Annotated in this window: 14 protein-coding genes; 8 read left to right on the forward strand and 6 right to left on the reverse strand. The window is 46.8% G+C overall.

What is annotated here, in order from left to right; translation table 11 throughout:
• Nucleotides 1-38 precede the first annotated feature (38 nt).
• The 3 genes from CDG60_RS17750 to CDG60_RS17760 all read left to right on the forward strand — a co-directional run bounded on the left by CDG60_RS17750 (nucleotide 39) and on the right by CDG60_RS17760 (nucleotide 2,136).
• Nucleotides 39-446: a hypothetical protein gene (locus CDG60_RS17750; protein WP_087513642.1), complete on the forward strand. Its 408-nt coding sequence runs from the start codon at nucleotides 39-41 to the stop codon at nucleotides 444-446.
• A gap of 239 nt (nucleotides 447-685) precedes the next feature.
• The gene (locus CDG60_RS17755) at nucleotides 686-1,390 is read left to right on the forward strand and encodes an FKBP-type peptidyl-prolyl cis-trans isomerase (protein ID WP_087513641.1); all 705 of its coding nucleotides are present in this window, start codon (nucleotides 686-688) and stop codon (nucleotides 1,388-1,390) included.
• A 53-nt stretch (nucleotides 1,391-1,443) separates the two neighbouring features.
• Nucleotides 1,444-2,136: an FKBP-type peptidyl-prolyl cis-trans isomerase gene (locus tag CDG60_RS17760; RefSeq protein WP_087513640.1), complete on the forward strand. Its 693-nt coding sequence runs from the start codon at nucleotides 1,444-1,446 to the stop codon at nucleotides 2,134-2,136.
• A gap of 71 nt (nucleotides 2,137-2,207) precedes the next feature.
• Here the strand turns inward: CDG60_RS17760 and murJ are convergent, their stop codons facing one another.
• Together murJ and ampD are read right to left on the reverse strand one after the other, a co-directional pair.
• Nucleotides 2,208-3,764, reverse strand: a complete 1,557-nt coding sequence (gene murJ, locus CDG60_RS17765; RefSeq protein WP_171405472.1) for a murein biosynthesis integral membrane protein MurJ — start codon at nucleotides 3,762-3,764, stop codon at nucleotides 2,208-2,210.
• A gap of 87 nt (nucleotides 3,765-3,851) precedes the next feature.
• Nucleotides 3,852-4,430 (reverse strand): 1,6-anhydro-N-acetylmuramyl-L-alanine amidase AmpD, encoded by a 579-nt coding sequence (gene ampD / locus CDG60_RS17770; RefSeq protein WP_087513638.1) that lies wholly within the window; start codon nucleotides 4,428-4,430, stop codon nucleotides 3,852-3,854.
• A 174-nt stretch (nucleotides 4,431-4,604) separates the two neighbouring features.
• On the opposite strand from ampD, the gene nadC reads away from it, so the two are divergent.
• Both nadC and CDG60_RS17780 read left to right on the forward strand, forming a co-directional pair.
• Nucleotides 4,605-5,450, forward strand: a complete 846-nt coding sequence (nadC, locus tag CDG60_RS17775; protein WP_087513637.1) for a carboxylating nicotinate-nucleotide diphosphorylase — start codon at nucleotides 4,605-4,607, stop codon at nucleotides 5,448-5,450.
• 185 nt (nucleotides 5,451-5,635) lie between these two features.
• Complete coding sequence (locus CDG60_RS17780; RefSeq protein ID WP_087513636.1) at nucleotides 5,636-6,802, forward strand: YfaP family protein; 1,167 nt, start codon at nucleotides 5,636-5,638, stop codon at nucleotides 6,800-6,802.
• A gap of 74 nt (nucleotides 6,803-6,876) precedes the next feature.
• Here CDG60_RS17780 and CDG60_RS17785 read toward each other — a convergent pair whose 3' ends face one another.
• The 3 genes from CDG60_RS17785 to rph form a co-directional block, all read right to left on the reverse strand.
• Nucleotides 6,877-9,075: a phosphocholine-specific phospholipase C gene (locus CDG60_RS17785; protein WP_087513635.1), complete on the reverse strand. Its 2,199-nt coding sequence runs from the start codon at nucleotides 9,073-9,075 to the stop codon at nucleotides 6,877-6,879.
• 20 nt (nucleotides 9,076-9,095) lie between these two features.
• A complete protein-coding gene (locus CDG60_RS18245; RefSeq protein ID WP_160117081.1) occupies nucleotides 9,096-9,233 on the reverse strand; it encodes a hypothetical protein in 138 nt (45 codons plus the stop codon).
• A gap of 134 nt (nucleotides 9,234-9,367) precedes the next feature.
• A complete protein-coding gene (gene rph / locus CDG60_RS17790; RefSeq protein WP_087513634.1) occupies nucleotides 9,368-10,084 on the reverse strand; it encodes a ribonuclease PH in 717 nt (238 codons plus the stop codon).
• Between the two features lie 428 nt (nucleotides 10,085-10,512).
• Here rph and ppc point away from each other — a divergent pair, with 428 nt between their 5' ends.
• The 3 genes from ppc (at nucleotide 10,513) to CDG60_RS17805 (ending at nucleotide 15,910) form a co-directional block, all read left to right on the forward strand.
• Entirely contained in the window at nucleotides 10,513-13,203 is a 2,691-nt protein-coding gene (ppc, locus tag CDG60_RS17795) for a phosphoenolpyruvate carboxylase (RefSeq protein ID WP_087513633.1), read from the forward strand.
• 336 nt (nucleotides 13,204-13,539) lie between these two features.
• Complete coding sequence (locus tag CDG60_RS17800; protein ID WP_087513632.1) at nucleotides 13,540-14,841, forward strand: solute carrier family 23 protein; 1,302 nt, start codon at nucleotides 13,540-13,542, stop codon at nucleotides 14,839-14,841.
• Between the two features lie 160 nt (nucleotides 14,842-15,001).
• Nucleotides 15,002-15,910 carry a LysR family transcriptional regulator gene (locus CDG60_RS17805; protein ID WP_087513631.1) on the forward strand — a complete coding sequence of 303 codons (909 nt, stop codon included), beginning with the start codon at nucleotides 15,002-15,004 and terminating at the stop codon, nucleotides 15,908-15,910.
• A 50-nt stretch (nucleotides 15,911-15,960) separates the two neighbouring features.
• Here CDG60_RS17805 and CDG60_RS17810 read toward each other — a convergent pair whose 3' ends face one another.
• Nucleotides 15,961-16,704, reverse strand: a complete 744-nt coding sequence (locus CDG60_RS17810; protein WP_087513630.1) for a sulfite exporter TauE/SafE family protein — start codon at nucleotides 16,702-16,704, stop codon at nucleotides 15,961-15,963.
• Nucleotides 16,705-16,721 lie beyond the last annotated feature (17 nt).

Below are 16,721 nucleotides of genomic sequence, written 5' to 3' on the forward strand. Positions count from 1 at the left end.
ATTTATGCTCTGTGTACAGATACAGAGGAATGGACACAATGAAAAATTTAATGCTGTGCAGCGTACTTTTATTACTGGCAGGCTGTGAAAAACCCACAGCAACGCAAATCCAGCAACAGCGTCATGGCTTTATCTGTAAATCCTTGATTGATGGTTATTTAAATGCGCAGCACCTGGGTCAGTTCAAATTCTGGGAACAGCAGCAGCTGAACGCCCAGCAGAATGTGGAGTATATTTACCGTCAGCCCACAGTACACGGCGTTATGCTCGGCATTCTGCAACAGCCTGAAATACGCTTTCAGTGCAGAAAAGAAGCACAGCAGCAGTATGTGCTGGAAGTACTGGACACAAAACTGAATCAGGCTCTGCCTGTCCTGACAGTACATCTCCCAGAACAGGCTGAAAATCAGCTGAGTGCCGCTGATTACAGCAATTTTCCTGACTGAAACTGTGGATTTCAGTCATGGCAGCAGGCAAAATCCTGAACCCTGCAACAGGTCTTTAAACACAGGCGGGATATTTTTTATTGTATAAAAAATGTTTTTGATATTCCGTCTGTTATAGAATATCCCCAGAGAGAAGAATATATTGAGTCCTTGGTCTACACACGACTCAAAACACGTGTTTAACTGTAAAAGTCTGCTAAGATCAGAGCAGATTTTATTATTCGAATTTGGGAAAACCTATGAGTAAAGCCTTACCCATCGCTGTCGCTGTAATTTTAGGCGGTGCTGCACTTGTACCTGTTTACTACGCAACTCAGAACCCTGCTGAAGTAACATCAAAAGCCTCTAAAAATGCCACTGCTGTACAGAAAATAAGCTATGCACTAGGCTATGAAGTTGCACATCAGACTCCTCCTGAGCTGGATATCAACAGTTTTGTAACAGGCGTCCGTGAAGGTCATGCTCGTGGTAAACCGGCATATACAGAAGAAGAACTGCAAAAAGCATATGAACAGTTCCAGCAGGAAATGCAGCAGAAACAGGTCGATCAGGCAAAACAGGCTCAAAGCAGCAATGATACTTTCCTGGCTGAAAATGCAAAGAAACCAGGTGTTGTCACTACAGCATCCGGCTTACAGTATAAAGTGACCAAAGAAGGTACAGGCAAAGCACCTGCTGCCAGCTCCATGGTTACCGTACACTATAAAGGTCAGCTCGTTGACGGTAAGGTCTTTGACAGCTCAATTGACCGTGGCGAACCGATTGAGTTCCCATTAAATCAGGTGATTCCAGGCTGGACTGAAGGTCTTCAGCTGATGAAAGAAGGCGGAAAAGCAACGCTGTATATCCCATCCAACCTGGGTTATGGCGCACAGGGCGTTCCTGGAACTATTCCACCGAACAGCACACTGATTTTTGATGTTGAACTGATTAAAGTTAAATAACACAGACAGTTTAAGGAGAGCGATTGCTCTCCTTATTTATTTGAGAAAACATCATGAAAAAAACAATTTCCCTGCTCAGCCTGATGCTCTGTACATCTGCTGTTGTTGCACAACCTGTCACGAGTAAAAGTTCCGCAGCCCAGCAGGTGGGTTACAGCTTTGGATATTTAATGGGGCGCAACAATGCTGACTCCATTAAAGATCTGGATCTGGATGCTTTTGTTCAGGGCTTAAAAGAAGCCTCCAAAGGTCAGACTGCATCATTAACAGATGAAGAAATGGCTCGTGTACTGACACAGTACAAGAAACAGTCTGAAGCAAAACTGTTGATTGAACTGAAACAGAAAGCTGAAGCAAATGAAAAACAGGGTGCTGCTTTCCTGGCTGAAAATGCGAAGAAACCTGGTGTTCAGGTCACTGCCTCAGGTTTGCAGTATCTCGTGCTACAGGCGGGTAAAGGAAAATCTCCGAAAGCCACCTCAAAAGTTAAGGTGAACTATGAAGGTCGCCTGCTGGATGGTACTGTGTTTGACAGCTCCATTGCACGTAACCACCCTGCCGAGTTTCAGTTAAGCCAGGTGATTCAGGGCTGGACTGAAGGTGTCCAGCTGATGAAAGAAGGTTCTAAATACCGCTTTTTTGTTCCTGCAAAACTTGCTTATGGACAGATCGGTTCAGGCGATGTCATCGAGCCGAACAGCACGCTGATTTTTGATGTGGAACTGCTGGAAATCCTTTCAAAATAAGCTTTTATAAAGCGCATAAAAAAGACCGCCATGCGGTCTTTTTTATTCAGCCTGTATTATACGTTTAAACCTTATACATTCGGTTTTAACTGACGTGGTCTGAACCCTGCTGCCAGCAGACCTGCGCCATAGGCAACCACACCCACCACACACAGCAGAATCACTTCCACCACACGCATCCACTGAGATACATCACCGTTATACCAGCTCATGGCATACCACAGAGCTGCAATCATGACGGTATTAGCAACAGCGAACTGTACAAACAGTTTTTTCCAGTGAGCACCAAAACGGAAAATATTCTTTTTATGCAGATAGAAATACAGCATTCCTGCATTGACCAGTGCTGAGCCTGTAGACGCCAGCGCAAGAGCCATATGCTCTGCATGCCAGTCAATCAGTTTAAAGAACCCAATAAATACAACGTTCAGAATGGCATTGGCAGCAACAGCCATCAAACCGACGCGTACCGGTGTTCTGGTATCCTGCTGTGCATAAAAACCAGGTGCAAATACCTTGATCAGCATAAAGGAGATGACCCCTCCACTCATACACTGCAAGGCAAGTGCTGTCATCTGTGTATCTTCAAAGGTGAACTGTCCACGCTGGAAAAGTGCCTGAATAATAGGTGTGGAGAGCATAAACAGCGCAATACTGGCAGGCACACCCACCAGCATGATCACCCGTGAAGCCCAGTCCATCATCCCTCTGAACTTCGTCTGATCCTGCTCTGCATGCCGTGCTGAAAGCGACGGTAAAATAACTGTACCAATCGCAACACCGATCAGCCCCAGTGGCAGTTCAGTCATACGCTCAGCACTGTACAACCAGGACACTGAACCATCCTGCATGAAAGATGCCCAGATGGTGTTCAGCAGCAGGTTAATCTGGGTGACGGACACACCAAAAAGAGCAGGCAGCATCAGTTTCATGATGCGGTCCACCCCTTCGTGTTTAAAATCGACTTTTGGTGGAATCAGCAGGTTTTTACGCCACAGCTCAGGAATCTGAATCGCCAGCTGTAAAACGCCAGCCACGATCACCGCCCAGCCCAGTGCCATAATCGGTTCAGCCATATAGGGCGTCAGCCACCATGCCCCTGCAATCATGGCAACATTCAGCAGCACCGGAGCAAAAGCCGGTGTCGAAAATGAGCCATAACTGTTCAGAATACTGCTGGCAAAAGCCGTCAGCGACATGAACAGCAGATAGGGAATGGTCAGACGGAACATATCCACTGCCAGAGCAAACTTCTCTGGATCATCATGGAAACCCGGTGCATAGATATACAGCACCGCAGGCGCTGCCACCATGGCAATGAATGTCAGCAGAGTCATGACCGTTAACAGACAGCCAAACACCCGACTGATCAGGATCTGTACTTCAGCATGTGCCTTACTGGTCTTATATTCAGTCAGTACAGGAATGAATGCCTGTGAAAATGCCCCTTCGGCGAACAGTCGCCTGAAAAAGTTCGGGATGCGGAATGCAACCACGAAGGTATCAAAATCTTTCCCTGCACCAAATACATTCAGTAAGACAACGTCCCGTACAAGCCCAAGCACACGGGACAGCATTGTCATCGCACTGACAATAAAGGTCGATCGCCACAATGCCATCGTAACCATCCATTAAAAAATTCAGTCGCTATTGTAATGAAACTTAAACCACTATTTCATTGTTTAATCGTTCAACAAAGCCACAGTTTATTGGTTTTATTGTTTACGCTGTTTCAGCCCGCTCAGAACTGTCCTGAACTTCTGCCAGTCAAAAAAAGGACCTGGGTCGGTTTTACGTCCAGGTGCAATATCTGAGTGACCTGCCAGATGCTGCTGAATTTTTGGATAAGCCTGCTGCAAAGCCGCCACCACCTCCGCCAGCGCCTGATACTGTTCTTCTTCAAAAGGCAGGTCATCACTGCCTTCCAGTTCGATGCCCACAGAATAATCATTACATTCTTTTTTTGCCAGATAGCTGGAACGGCCTGCATGCCATGCCCGATCCTTAAAACTGACAAACTGCAGCACTTCGCCTGAACGTAAAATCAGCAGGTGTGCAGAAACCTGCATTCCTTCAATTGTCTGAAAATACGGATGCACAGACCAGTCCAGCTGATTCTGAAAAAACTGCTCAATATAACCACCACCAAACTGTGATGGCGGCAGACTGATATTGTGTATGACCACAAGCTGAATATCAGTATCATCAGGACGCTGATTAAAATTGGGTGAAGGAAGCTGCCGCGCACCGGTCAACTGTCCATCTATGACCTGAAATGAGGGTGCAAGCTGCATAAATATTCCCTGTATAAAATAACTGACTGTTCAACATATTAAACCAGTCCTGAAACTTTCATCCTGGATTATTTGCACTGAATGGATAATTTTGCTTAAAAATACGCTCTTGCAGATGAACAATGTTAATATAGCGCGCAATTTCCATGGGTTAAAAAAGATACGGAAAATCAGATGAGCATATCTCAGGCTTTACTGGAACAATCCATCCAGATCAACGTTCAGCAGGCTTTACAGGAAGACATTGGGGACGGTGACATTACTGCACTGCTGACACCTGAAGATGAACAGGCAACAGCAACGATTATCAGCCGTGAAGATATGATTCTGGCTGGACAGCCGTGGGTCAACGCCCTCATTCAGGCTTTTGACCCGACTGTACAGATCACCTGGTTAAAAAATGATGGCGAACTGGTCAAAGCCAATGAAACCATTTATAAACTTGCCGGTTCTGCCCGCAGTCTGCTGACTGTCGAACGTCCTGCGCTGAATTTCATTCAGACGATGTCTGCGGTTGCGACCAAAACAGCAGAATATGTGCGGGAACTTGACGGACTGAACACCAGACTGCTGGATACCCGCAAAACCCTGCCTGGACTTCGCATTGCACAGAAATATGCTGTTGCAGTGGGTGGTGGTAAAAACCATCGTCTGGGACTGTTTGATGCCTTCCTGATCAAAGAAAATCATATTATGGCAGCAGGCGGTATTGCTCAGGCGATTGCCCGTGCGCATGAAATTGCACCAGGTAAACCTGTGGAAGTTGAAGTGGAAACCTGGGATGAACTGAATCAGGCACTTGAAGCACAGGCGGATATCGTCATGCTGGACAACTTCAGTCAGCAGCAGATGATTGATGCTGTTAAACACGTTGCTGGACGCTGTAAACTGGAAGCATCAGGCAACATTACCATTGAAAATTTACGTAAAGTGGCAACCACGGGTGTTGACTATATCTCGATGGGTGTTTTAACCAAAGATGTTAAGGCTGTGGACTTATCCATGCGCTTCAACGCGTGATGCCCTGCGCTTTTTAAGATGATAAGACACCGCAGCAGAATCCAGGTTCTGCTGCACAAAAAATTACAGCAGCACCGCTATTCCATAGGCAGAATTTGATCATTAATCATGGATTTCTGTCTGCCACAATCCATAATGGCAATACGAAAAAACCATCCACTCCCAAATAATAAAAGTGAAAAATCATGAAAAAAACAATCCCGCTACTCAGCAGCAGTATAGCCCTGTGCATATCCGCCTCCGCCATTGCAGCACCCGTCAGCATTCATGTACTGAGTGCAACCATCAAAGACCAGAATATTCCGGATGCGGAAGTTTTTTTACAGAAGAATGGTGAAAATACTGCAACTGCCCGTACAGGAAGTGATGGCAGAACACAGATCAGCAGAAGTCTGAGCGATACCTCTGACAACCTGCTGATTATTAAGAAACCTGGGTATTCCACCCTTGTTGCCAAATGTCCATGTGACGGCATGACTTATGCCCTCAGCCCTGTCCTGAAAGATCTGAACAGTATGCGTATTGTTCTGAACTGGGGCAAAACACCTGCCGATCTGGATTCACATCTCAGTTATAAAGATCAGCATGTGTTCTGGCAGAGAAAGCAGGGGCAGGATGCCAACCTGGATGTGGACGATACCGATTCATACGGTCCTGAAACGGTCACCATCGAGAGACGTCTGGACAATCAGTACTATGTGTACTCTGTACATGACTATACGGACAGAACCCGACCTGACACTTTAAATCTTGCCAGCAGTCAGGCAAAAGTCATGGTCTATGCCGGTGAATCCCTGATCCGTTCCTACTATGTCCCGACAGATAAAAAAGGGAACTTATGGACGGTTTTCCGTATTTCACCACAGGGCGAAATACAGGACATCAATCAGGTCTCAGGTACCCGAAGCAATGCAGACCGTATTGGGTCAACCGTGTCAGACTATCAGAACAGCAGTACACAGGTTCGCCTGGCTCCTGTTTCCGCAGCAGCTCAGGCGCGTGCTAAATCTCTGAATCTGGCGGCAGACAAAGCTTATAAAAACAGCCGTTATGAACAGGCGGCAATGCTCTATCAACAGGCCATTGATTACAATCCAAATGCAGGTCAGGTGTACAGTAATCTGGCAGTGACCTATCAGAAACTGAACCGTTCAGCAGAAGCTCTGCTTGCCAACCAGAAAGCGATTGCTCTGGCGACCAATAACAACACCAAAGCCTATTCACATTACAATATCGGACGTATTTACGAAGATCATCGTGATCTGTCCCAGGCGCTGTACCACTTCCAGCAGGCAAATCTGTTTAAGCCTACAACCAGTTATGAACAGGCAATCCAGCGAGTCAGCCGCTGATTCTGCCAGTCCGATGTTCCACATGAAACCAGGGAAGCATCTGCTTCCCTGGTTGATTGGTATCTTTATAGATTTTACATAAACGGATCGGTATAAGAGTCCTGCCCCGTTTCCACTCTGCCTGCAAAACGACGCTCATACAGACCATCGGCTGCGCTGACAGTAAAATCATACCAGCCATATACGGAGCTCATGTCCAGCAGTAACTCAACCTCTTTGCCCGCCACAGTATCAATCGTCCAGTTTTTCTGATTCAGATAAGCGTTTGCTTTGACCGTCAGCTGAGCAGACTGCTGTCCATCATGACGGACTTTCAGATAGATTTTAGCTGAACATTCTTCGACACAGACTCTGATTTCTGGCAATGCATCCACCTGAGTTTTCTGTTTCAGATCGCCTTTAAAACTGCGGTGAAAACCATTCGGCCCTAGCACCCACAGATCATAGCCCCCATTGGATACATCCCATACATCGTCCAGCTGTTTGTCCGCTTCAACCATATAACGGCGTGGCACAGCATCCAGGTTCAGTCTGTCATAAACATGGAAAACAGCACCCTGTTCACCTGTATTGGAAAAAATCAGTTTGACCTGCTGACTGACCGCATCCACTTTTGCACTGGTATGCAGAATATAGGGCAAGGCTCTGGAAAAACGGATGCCTTTTTCCTGAACAGGAAATTTCTGGGCAGCAGGAACCTGAACCTGTTTCATGGCTTCCTGACTGGAGCGGATGAAATCTGCCTGAGCTTTGGTTTTTTCTCCATCCAGATCAGGCACCTGCTCCAGATTTGGATTTTTAAAGTTAAAAGCAGAGGTCAGATCACCACATACCGCACGGCGGTACGGGCTGATATTGCTTTCTTTGACCCCAAAACGATGCTCAAGAAAACGGATAATGGAAGTGTGGTCAAACACCTGAGAATTGACCCAGCCCCCACGACTCCACGGCGAAATCACATACATGGGCACCCGTACTCCTGGACCATAAACACCATGCCAGAAGTTGTCATTTTTGCCGTTTACGAACTTAAGTAAAGGCTGTGCAGTCGAAGCAGCAACCCGTGGGTGATTAAAATATTCATAGGAAACATCCTGATCACTCAGTGTGGTCTTACCATGGGTTTTCAGAATCTGTCCCTGATCATTGATCTCTCTTGAAGGCGCAGATGGTGACGGAACATGGTCAAAGAAACCATCATTTTCATCAAAGTTGACCAGCAGAACAGTCTGACTCCAGATCTCAGGATTTTCGGTCAGCGCATTCAGCAGTTCCTGGATATACCATGCTCCCTGTACCGGACTGGAAGGTCCAGGATGCTCACTGTAGGCAGCCGGTGCCACAATCCAGCTGACCTGCGGCAGTTTGCCTGCCGCAATATCCTTTTTGAACTGTCCCAGTAATCCACCATCATCAGGCATGGTATTGGCAATCCCTTTATATAAGGGCTGTGCAGCATCAATTTTTTCATCATAAGGCGGACAGAATGGATTTGCATGACTGACTGGCTTGCCCGACAGTTCATTGGCACGGCGGTACTGTTTAAAACCGGCCAGCGGATTGTCAGTAAAGTTGTCCGGCATGTTCTGATAGACTTTCCAGCTGACTCCAGCCTGTTGCAGGCGTTCAGGATAAGTCGTCCAGTCATAACCTGACAGCGATGAACCGATACCGTCAAATTCATTGACCACGCTGGCAACACCCGAGGTTGCGCCATTCGTTCCTGTCCAGATAAATGATCTGTTCGGATTTGTTCCTGCATGCATGGCACAGTGGTAAGCATCACATAAGGTAAATGCCTCCGCCAGTGCAAACTGAAATTCAACTTCACTGCGCTTGTAGTAACCCATGGACTGTGGCTGTTTGTGCTGTACCCAGTTTCCCATGCGCCCACAGTCCCACGCTGCCTGACCGTCTTTCCATGAGTGAGGTGTACCACTGACCCGCTGTGCATTGCCCAGCCGGCTGTCTAAATGATAAGGCAGGACTTTATTTTTATCTGCATCGTACTGTTCCCAGACGGTACGCCCACCTTTCAACGGTATGCTGAAGCGGTCACCAAAGCCCCTGACTCCTTTAAACGTTCCAAAGTAATTATCAAAGGAACGGTTTTCCTGAGTCAGAATCACCACATGTTTCACATCCTGAATCGTGCCACTTTCCACTTTTGCATCAATCGCCAGTGCTTTCTGAATACTCAGAGGGAAACTGGCCAGTGCTGCGGCACCAAATGCCGTTTTTGAAGAATTGATTATAAAATCACGACGGTTCATCACATTTTTTCCTTCAGCGGTCAGGGAGCACAGTGAATTTTGCAGCCAGGTTCAGGTTTAACCACAGGCGGATTCACCTGTGCCTGATCATTGTCATCATTACAGCCACTCAGCAGTAGCGCTGAACCGAGCAGAAAAACTGTCAGTAAACTTCGCATCGTCCTTTCCTGTTTTTATTGTGCGGACTTATTGATATAAAAAAAGCATGACATCAGCGTGATCGTTTTATTGCAGTCCTGTTAAAAAACAAAAACGCACCCGAAGGTGCGTCTGTTTAACAGGAATCTGTGACTTACCAGCCCAGTGCTTCCTGCTGTTTTTTCACCAGTTCCTGAATCCCTTTCTCTGCCATTTCCAGCATGGCATTGCTTTGCGCACGGGTAAAAGGTTTCTCTTCGGCTGTGCCCTGAATTTCAATAAATTCACCTGCCTGAGTCATCACCACGTTCAGGTCAGTCTGACAGTTTGAATCTTCTTCATAGCAAAGATCGAGCAGTACGTCGTCCTGATAAATACCGACTGAAACCGCAGCAACCAGACCTTTCAATGGGTCATGCTTGATTTTCTTTTTCTCCAGCAGCACATTCATGGCATCAATTAAAGCCACTGCAGCACCAGTGATGGATGCTGTACGTGTACCGCCATCTGCCTGAATCACGTCACAGTCGATGGTAATCGTGTTTTCACCCAGTTTTTTCAGGTCAACCATGGCACGTAAACTGCGTCCGATTAAACGCTGAATTTCCTGAGTACGACCAGACTGTTTACCACGGGCAGCTTCACGGTCACTGCGGGTATGGGTTGAACGTGGCAGCATGCCGTATTCAGCAGTCACCCAGCCTTGTCCCTGACCTTTGAGAAAACGGGGTACAGAATGGTCAATACTTGCAGTACAGAGAACCTTAGTATGACCAAATTCAACCAGTACTGAACCTTCCGCATAACGTGTGTAGTTACGGGTAATTTTAATCTCACGTAACTGATCTAAAGCTCGCTGGTCAATACGCATAATTCGTCCTGATTTTTCACTGAAAAAAGTTGCCTCGCATTATAACAGATGCAACCGATTGCGTTTTATTACAAGTTGTCAGTTTAATTCAGACGACGCATCATTCAGTGCCGTCATCATTTACAGTTTTTCATTGATTTTCTGTATGAACAGCATGTCTGTCATGCATCGCAGACACTTTCATAACAAGCAGATCACTGTTTTTTTAAACAATAATCCACCGGTCACTTAAACAACAGAAATACAGGCTGTTTTCAGCCCCTGTAAAGCTCCCTTTTAAATCATGCTTTCATATCAAAGTGTCATACTGTTATGGCAGAAAAATTGCTGATGAATTGTTCAGACGCTTACATACTTTTGTCTGTAGCGACTTGGCATGTGGCATGATCAAGTGCATATTCAAATGAAGAAAAACCGGAGAGTGTAAAATGATTCAACAAATTGATGCTCCACTGCGCGAAGATGTCCGCTTACTCGGAAATCTGCTGGGCGAAACCCTGAAAGAACATGCAGGGCAGGATTTGTTTAATCAGATTGAACAGATTCGTGCGCTCGCCAAAGGTGCAAGAGACGGTCAGTTGGAAGCAGAAAAACAGCTGGAACAGCTTTTTTTAAATTTAAAAGATGAAGAAATTCTGCCTCTGACCCGTGCATTTTCACACTTTCTGAACTTCGCCAATATTGCTGAGCAATATCATGTGGTACGCAGCCGGCGCCAGAGTGAATTTGATGTCACCGCACCATCGCCTAACGTACTCGATCACCTCTTTGAAAAATTTAAAAACCGTCAGATCGATACAGCCACTTTATATAAACAGATCTGTGAACTGAAAATTGAACTGGTGCTGACTGCACACCCGACTGAAGTCAGTCGCCGTACCCTGATTCAGAAATATGATGGCATCAACAACTGTCTGTCCAGATTTGATCAGCAGAAACTGACGCCTAAACAGCGCAATGAAGTGCTTGCCGACCTGAAACAGCTGGTCTGTTCTGCATGGCAGACTGATGAAATCCGTCAGCACCGCCCGACTCCTGTAGATGAAGCTAAATGGGGATTCACCACCATTGAGCAGACGCTGTGGAATGCAGTGCCAAAATTTATCCGCGAACTGGATGAACTGGTACAGGACAACTGTCAGCAGGCTTTACCGCTGAATATTTCTCCGATCCGTTTTGCCTCATGGATGGGTGGTGACCGTGACGGTAACCCGAATGTCACCCACAACATTACCCAGGAAGTCCTGTGGCTGTCCCGCTGGAAAGCAGCTGATCTGTATGTCCGTGATATTGAAGACCTGCGCTGGGAACTGTCACTGGAAGCCTGCTCTGATGAACTGACTCAGGCACTGGGCTACACCCATCCAGAACCTTACCGTGAATATCTGCGTGCCACACGTGAACGCCTGAAGATCACCCGTTCATGGCTGGCAAGCAAACTTCAGGGACAGCACTCGGATGTGGACCGTAACCTGATCATCCGCTATAAAGATGAACTGTTGCAGCCCTTGCTGCTCTGCTGGCGTTCACTCATGGCATGTAACCTGCCTGAAATTGCCAACGGCAAACTGCTCGATTTTATTTACCGTGTGAACTGTTTTGGGATTGAACTGCTGAAACTCGATATCCGACAGGAATCAGGACGGCACCGTCAGGCCATCTCAGCCATTACTGAATACCTGGGACTGGGGAATTTTGAAACCTGGACTGAACAGGCGCGTCAGAACTTTTTAATTCAGGAACTGCAAAGCAAACGTCCACTGTTGCCGAAGCATCTGGATGTTCCGGCAGGCAGCCTGATTGATCACCCTGATGTTCAGGAAGTATTTGCCACCATGCGGACGCTGGCGGAACAGCCAAAAGAATGTCTGGGTGCTTATATTATTTCCATGGCGGAATATGCAAGTGATGTGCTTGCGGTACTGTTACTGCAGAAAGAAGCAGGCATTGAACATCCATTACGTGTTGTACCACTTTTTGAAACACTGAAAGACCTGGATGGTGCTGCATCCACCATGAATACGCTGTTCAGTATGCACTGGTACAAACAGCATATTCAGGGCAAACACGAAGTCATGATCGGTTATTCAGACTCTGCCAAAGATGCAGGCTTCATGTCTGCCAACTGGGCGCAGTACCGCGCTCAGGAAGAACTGACTGCTGTCGCAAAACAGCATGCGGTACAGCTGACACTGTTCCATGGTCGCGGCGGTTCCATCAGTCGCGGCGGTGCGCCAACTCAGCAGGCACTGTTCTCTCAGCCACCAGGCTCCATTTCAGGTGCCATCCGTGTGACAGAACAGGGCGAAATGATCCGCTTCAAGTTCGGACTCGAAGAAATTGCCTTACAGAATCTGGAAATTTATACCGCAGCAACTCTGGAAGCCACCCTGCTGCCTCCGCCAGAACCGAAACAGCAATGGCGGGATTTAATGCACAGCATGACTGATCTGTCTGTTCAGGTCTATCGTCAGACCGTCCGTGAAAATCCGCATTTTGTGAAATATCTGCGTACTGTCACACCTGAGCTTGAACTGCAGATGCTGCCTTTAGGTTCACGTCCTGCAAAACGTAAAGTCAGTGGTGGTATTGAATCCTTACGTGCCATTCCCTGGGTATTTGCCTGGACACAGATCCGTCTGATGCTGCCTGCATGGCTCGGCACAGGTGCTGCCATTAACCAGGTGATTGATCAGGGTCAGAAAGCGACACTGGATGAAATGCTGACCGAATGGCCATATTTCCAGACCCTGATTGATATGCTGGAAATGGTTCTGTCCAAAGCAGATGCTAATATTGCGCTTTACTACGAAGCACATCTGACACAGGATGAAGACCTGAAAGTGCTGGGCGCAGAACTGCGTCAGCGTCTGCATGATGCGGTACAGACGCTGCTTGTACTGAAAGGTGAATCCAAACTGCTCAGTTCCAACGATGTTCTGGATCAGTCCATGCAGGTACGCAAACCCTACCTGCTACCCTTACATCTGCTCCAGGCTGAACTGATGAAACGTCGTCGTGGCTATTTACAGGAAAGTCCAAGCGAACAGACCCCTGTCGATCATGCACTGATGGTCAGCATTGCAGGAATTGCCGCTGGTCTGCGTAATACCGGCTGATTTCAGTCTTTCCTTTTCAGGATGTATATGCAGTGCATATACATCCTTTTTTTATTGTGGGTGCTGCAAAACAGTCTGAATGTCTCTGATCCGTATGATTCAATCCCAGACTCATAAAAAAACTTAAACAATTGCAAAATATTCTATTTTTTCACTTCAGTCCTGCATTTTTTTAATCTGTTGATTTTACTTGGATACACACAGTAACAATTTTACCAAGCGGTATATAAATCAGATAAAGATGAACAATCACAAGTCCTTAGTCTGACTCAGGGATAAAAAAAACAGAGTAAAGAGCGTATGATGTGCTCAATTTGTTTTTTGAGTGCTCACTTTATGTCCAGCTGGTTCCCTAAATGGCGACCTTATTCAGGCAGTATTGATGCCCGACCTGTTGGTACCAATGAATATCTTCCACCCATGCAAAGTGCTGTACTGGGTGTCCAGCATGCCTTTGCCATGTTTGGTGCAACGGTTCTTGCCCCATTTTTAATGGGCTTTGACCCGAACCTGGCCATTTTAATGTCAGGGATCTGTACCATCCTGTTTTTCCTGATGACAGGTGGTCGTGTTCCAAGTTATCTGGGCTCAAGTTTTGCTTTTATTGGTGTGGTCATTGCCGCAACCGGTTATACCGCATCAGGCACAGGCGCACTGAACCCTAACCTGGCTGTGGCTGCGGGCGGGATTATTGCCTGCGGTATTCTGTATGCCATTTTTGGTTTTATTGTGATGGCAACAGGGACGAAGTGGATTGAAAAACTCATGCCGCCCGTCGTCACAGGCGCAGTGGTCATGATTATCGGCTTAAATCTGGCACCTGTAACTGTAAAGGGTGTGGCAGGCAATAACTTTAATATGTGGATGTCTCTGATCACTGTGCTGTGCATGGGTTCAATTGCCGTCTTTACTAAAGGTCTGTTACAGCGGTTGTTGTTGCTGGTCGGTTTACTGCTGGCTTATCTGATCTATTTCATTGTATCCAATGTACTGGGCAACGGCACCCCAATTGATTTTGCACCGATCCAGCAGGCTGCCTGGTTTGGTATGCCAACCTTCCATTCTCCTGAATTCAATGCTAATGCCATGCTGATCATTGCCCCGATTGCACTGATTCTGGTGGCTGAAAACCTCGGACATATTAAAGCCGTCAGTGCCATGACCGGAGAAAATCTTGATCCGCATATCGGTAAAGCATTTGTTGCAGATGGTATTGCTACAACGCTGTCAGGAAGTGTTGGCGCACCAGGTATGACCACTTATGGTGAAAATATTGGTGTGATGGCTGTGACCCGTGTTTACTCCACCATTGTTTTTGTCATTGCCGGTGTTTTTGCCATTTTTTTAGGTTTTTCACCTAAATTCGGCGCAATTATCCATACCATTCCGACTGCCATTCTGACGGGTGCATCGATTGTGGTCTTTGGTCTGATCACCATTGCCGGTGCAAAAATCTGGATTGAAAACAAAGTCGATTTTTCTAAAAACAAAAATCTGATGGTTGCAGCAGTAACGATTATTCTAGGTACAGGTGACTTTGCCCTGCAGTTTGGTAACTTCAACCTGGGCGGTATCGGTACAGCAACTTTTGCAGCACTGATCCTGAACTGGTTCTTCAGCTTAAAAGATAAATCGTAAATACTGAGTCTGCATGATTCCTTTCATCTCAGCGCAATATAGAAATAGAAACTGAGAGACTGATGCAGAATAAGTGTGATTTTACAGGCAGCCGAAAGGCTGCTTTTTTTATTGCAGGATTTAAGTAAGATATAAAAATGCCCCAGAGAATATCCCGCCCATGCGCCTCGACTTTTTTGACTTACAACTCTTTCTGAATATTGTGGAAACAGGCAGTCTGACCAAAGGGGCTGAACGCTCTGCTATTTCATTACAAGCAGCCAGTGAACGCATTAAAAAAATGGAACAGCACTATGCCACCAGTCTGTTCAGCAGACATGCCACAGGCGTTAAACTGACCCAGGCAGGACAGAGCTTTACAGAACAGGCACTGTTGATGGTGCAGCAGTACCGCAGACTGGAACAGATCATGCTGCCCTATGCTCAGGGGGCGACCACGCAGATGACCTTATGGTGCAACTCTTCAGCACAAAGTGAATACCTGCCGCTGTTACTGCCTCAGTATCTGCTGGAAAACCCGCATGTTCAGATTGAACTGAAAGAAGCAGAAAGCAGTGAAATGATTCTGTCCCTGCAGAAAGGTACGGCTCAGCTGGGGCTGATCTCCGGTTTTTTTCATGCGCAGGATTTACAGACGCTGGAGTTTTCCGATGATCCGCTGGTGCTGATCTGCCCCAGAGATCATGTGCTGAGCCAGCATTCACAGCTCCAGCTGGTCGAAACACTGAACTATCCCTTTGTGGGTTTAATGCAGTACCACTCTTTACAGCAGTCAGTTGAAAACCAGGCAAAACAGCTGAACTGTGCCATTCAGTACCGTTTACGTTTACCCAATTTTGCTGCGATTGCCCAGGTGGTTGCCAATGGTGTCGGTATTGCGATTATGCCCAAACGGGCTGCGCAGAGACTGAGCAAACTCCATGCCTTTCACCAGGTGGAACTGTCCGGTAGCTGGGCACAGCGTAAACTATTGCTGGCTGCACAGAATTTTGATGCGCTACCTGCCGGCTATCAGCATTTTGCTCAGTTCCTGCTGGCGCAGAAATCTCAGCTGGAACGGCTGGATTAGATAAAAAACAGGCTGTTTTCAGCAGTTTTAAACAGTCATCTGAAAGAGATTCAGAGCACACCAGCCTGATGCAGCACTGAATATGACCCAAAAATCACCAGACCACAAAAGAAAATTTTACGGAATTTTTGCTCTGGGATACGGTAACGGATTTTTGTCCCTGCCCACATACCAACCAGAGCCGGAATCAGAGCAATCATCGACATTTTATAATCTATAGGCATCTGATCTACAGGATTCTGATGCAGAAATATCGCCAGACAAATGGTGGATACGGTAAATGCCAGCCCCAGAGACTGGACCAGATCATCCCGTTTCAGTTGCAGGGACTGAATATAAGGAACCACTGGAATCACCACGACACCCGTTGCCACGGTCAGTGCTCCGCCCAGATAACCGATGATCGGTGACAGCCATTTTTCATGCGGGGCAAGATTGGGCATACTTCTGGCAAATAATCCATAAAGCCCATACAGTGCCAGCATGCCACCCAGCAGTGCTTCACTGTGAAAACCACTGTTTCCTTCGCTCAAAGTCGGAAACACTGTCCAGATGGAACCGACAATAATCCCCAGCAACAGTGTCCAGAAACGGCGGATCAACCGCAGAACACCACCTTCAGCAAACAGTTGCCATAAGTTGGTCACCATGGAGGGAACGATCAGCAGCATTGCAGCCTGAAAAGGACTGATCACCAGGGTCAGCAGTCCCATTGCCACGGCAGGAAGTCCAAGCCCAATTGTCCCTTTAATCATGCCTGCAACTGCAAATACTGCAATAACCAAACCTATCATCTGTTTTGCCCTCTGTG

The sequence above is a fragment of the Acinetobacter chinensis genome (assembly GCF_002165375.2).
Taxonomy (GTDB): domain Bacteria; phylum Pseudomonadota; class Gammaproteobacteria; order Pseudomonadales; family Moraxellaceae; genus Acinetobacter; species Acinetobacter chinensis.